Here is a 2,759-nt window from a genome sequence, read left to right as displayed (position 1 = left end):
CATCGGTAAACTTTGAATTTCCGATAACAATGTGGTCGTAATCAGTACCTTGATCAACAGGTGGCAGCATCAAGATCTCAGGCATTCTGCATTTCCTCCAATCTGTGGATAATTTCTTTCAGAGCCCGAACGGTACCGAGAAAATGCTCCGCGTAGTGGTGACCGTATGGGTTATCCTCCAATTGCTGCTCCAGAGAACGCAAATAGGTTTTGTGGTATTCAAGGTACTCAGGAGTAGTGATATACCGACTGCAGGTGTAACATTTCTGCCGCCTTAACAGCCGATCGCAAACGGTTCCGCTTTCAAATGGCCTGGTGCAATAGCCATCGCACATTTTGGCGCAGCCATCCTGATTTTCCTGAAACCATCGCAGCTCGGCTTCATCCGATATCACAGACCGGTCGACCTGATTGACATCTCCGATTATGCCGATTGCCTGAAAGCGTTCCGCTCGTTCCCGATCTTTCACATCCGCATAATGCATTTTCGTAGTGGATGGGGCGGCATGCCCGAGCATCTCCTGTATGACCTTGATATTGGTTCCTTTTGACAGCATGTCGGTCGCAAGAGTTCTCCTGAATTTCAGCGGGGTAAGTCGAAAAGGCGCGCCGCCTTCGTCCAAAATATTGTGACAGGCGACAAAGTCGGATAAAAGTTTCCTGTATTCTGATTGTTTCAAAAGAGCAATCTCACCCTTGCGCGTTCCGTTTTTGCGCTGCTTAAGAAACATAAATTCACGCATACCGTCAGCAGCCTGCTCACGCAACGTTTTGGAATACTCCATTAAACGCTCTATGGCCGTGGCACACTCATTTGGTATTGGCAGCGGAGGACGTTCCTTCCGGTTTTTGTGATCATACCACGCAAGCGTATAGCCGTTGATCGGATGAGGCTGAAGGCAGCCGATTTTCAGTTGCAGCATATCTTCAATGCGTATTGCCGTAGATTGCAAGATAATGATTCCATATCTGACATAAATGCTTGATTCGGCGGGTAGGGCCGCCGCTATCTGTACCATGATTTTGTCCGGAATGAAATCAATATGAAGCTTGCTGTTCGTACCGTGATACTCGTTGCCAATGAAAATTTCATTTTCAGGAACATGGCCCGGCATGTGGATTTGTCCCCAGCGAATAAGGTTCTTAACGACATCCAGACATGTTTTTTGATACGCATAGGCTAACGGCTTCTTCGTAGCTGCAGATATTTCCGTCCTCAAATATGCGATAAAGAAACAAATATCGTCGTTATTCAGCGTTTTGAAAGATGTCACCCCATGCTTGACTGCAAAATTATAAAAATGTTTGAATTTCCCCAGCTCACAATAGAGCTTATATAATGTTATGCTTTGCGTTTGATGGCGCTGCCGGATATAACCCTGCAGGACTTCCTTCATTGGTTTGAAGGTTATATACGAAAAATCAAACCGGAATTGCCTGCCGTAATTTTGCGAGTGCTCGTCCTTATCGGTCAGCTCCCAAACCTCGCCGTCCCGGATATCATTTTTCATTGAGAGCACCCTCTGAAGCGGAGCGGCGGCTCCAGTACTTGTTCAGGCTTTCATACAGATATCGGTTGGAAAGATGCGTGTATTGCTGTGTAGTAGCGATTTGTTTGTGCCCGGCAATGATTCTCACAACGCTGATGTCCATGCCGCTTTCGACCAGGGTGCTGATAAAGGTGTGCCTTAGATCGTGAAAGTGAAAGAAGACTCCCGCCTTTTGCATGGCGGAATGAAAGGTACCGTACGCCGCCTGGTAGGTTAAGGGCTGTCCATAGCGTTCTTTTTTTAAGGATACAAAAATATAGCTATGCTCTGTTTCAATCAGGCTTCTTTCTTCCAGAATGAACTGATCAATTTCCTCTAAAAGGAACAGAGGTAAATACAGCGTCCGGCAGCATCCTTTGGATTTGATATCTGTAAGTGTGCCAATCTGCTTGCTGGAATCAGGATATGGGATTTCTTCAATTTGCAAATCCAGAACTTCCGAGATTCGCGCTCCCGTAAGACTCAGAATCTTTAAAATCAGCCGATCCCTTGTCGTATGCAGATGCTTTGAAAGGGTCTCCACATCTGAAGGCGGCACCAGATGTACAGTATGCTTGCTTTCTTTAACCTTAAAGACAGACTGCTTCGTCTGATTATCCTGCCGCGCATGGTAGAGAAGGTTTTTAAACATGTCGCGCGGCCTATTGACATCCCTCATTAGAATTGGATTGTCGATTTGGCTCATGATTCCGCAGTACTTGTAAAAGCAATGCACCGTTCCCAAAATGTGATTGATCGTTTGCGGAGTCCGGCAACTGGTCGTGAAAAGGGACAGGCTATCGGAGCAATCCGGATTTCTAAGGTACTCCACAAATTCACTCAGTTTTCTGACTGTCATCTCATCATACGCATAATGGCAATGATTCAAAAAGTCCCAATAGATTTTCAGATCCCGCCCATACGCTTTCATAGTGTTTAGAGCCATTCCGCGAAGTTTCTGATACCTCAGAAAAGCCTGCACCGGTTTCACCAGTCTCATGTTATCATCCAAAAGGGTGATAACGGTTTCAGCTTCAACCTTGATAATCCTCAGTTCCAATAAATATAGCGCCTCCTACGTTTTTTATATGTCCAACAAGACATTGTCCCATCGTACCATAAAAAACGCTTGAGGCGCTGCGTAAAATCATCTTATGAATAAGTGCGGCTATGTCACTATTTTATCTGCAACACAGACTCTAAAATATGCTTTATGCCAGCAGTTTCGGG

At 45.5% G+C, this 2,759-nt stretch carries 2 protein-coding genes; both read right to left on the bottom strand.

The genetic code is table 11. The annotated features are described in order from the left end of the window. Positions 1-77: 77 nt before the first annotated feature. The gene (locus CAFE_RS12360; protein ID WP_066648560.1) at positions 78-1,511 is read right to left on the bottom strand and encodes a tyrosine-type recombinase/integrase; all 1,434 of its coding nucleotides are present in this window, start codon (positions 1,509-1,511) and stop codon (positions 78-80) included. Beyond that, positions 1,501-2,589, bottom strand: a complete 1,089-nt coding sequence (locus tag CAFE_RS12355) for a tyrosine-type recombinase/integrase (protein ID WP_066648557.1) — start codon at positions 2,587-2,589, stop codon at positions 1,501-1,503. The genes CAFE_RS12360 and CAFE_RS12355 overlap by 11 nt, the downstream gene beginning before the upstream one ends. Between the last annotated feature and the right edge of the window lie 170 nt (positions 2,590-2,759).

It is taken from the genome of Caproicibacter fermentans (genome assembly GCF_009746625.1).
In the GTDB taxonomy this organism is placed as follows: domain Bacteria; phylum Bacillota; class Clostridia; order Oscillospirales; family Acutalibacteraceae; genus Caproicibacter; species Caproicibacter fermentans.
This window is presented reverse-complemented; position numbering and strand designations above follow the sequence as displayed.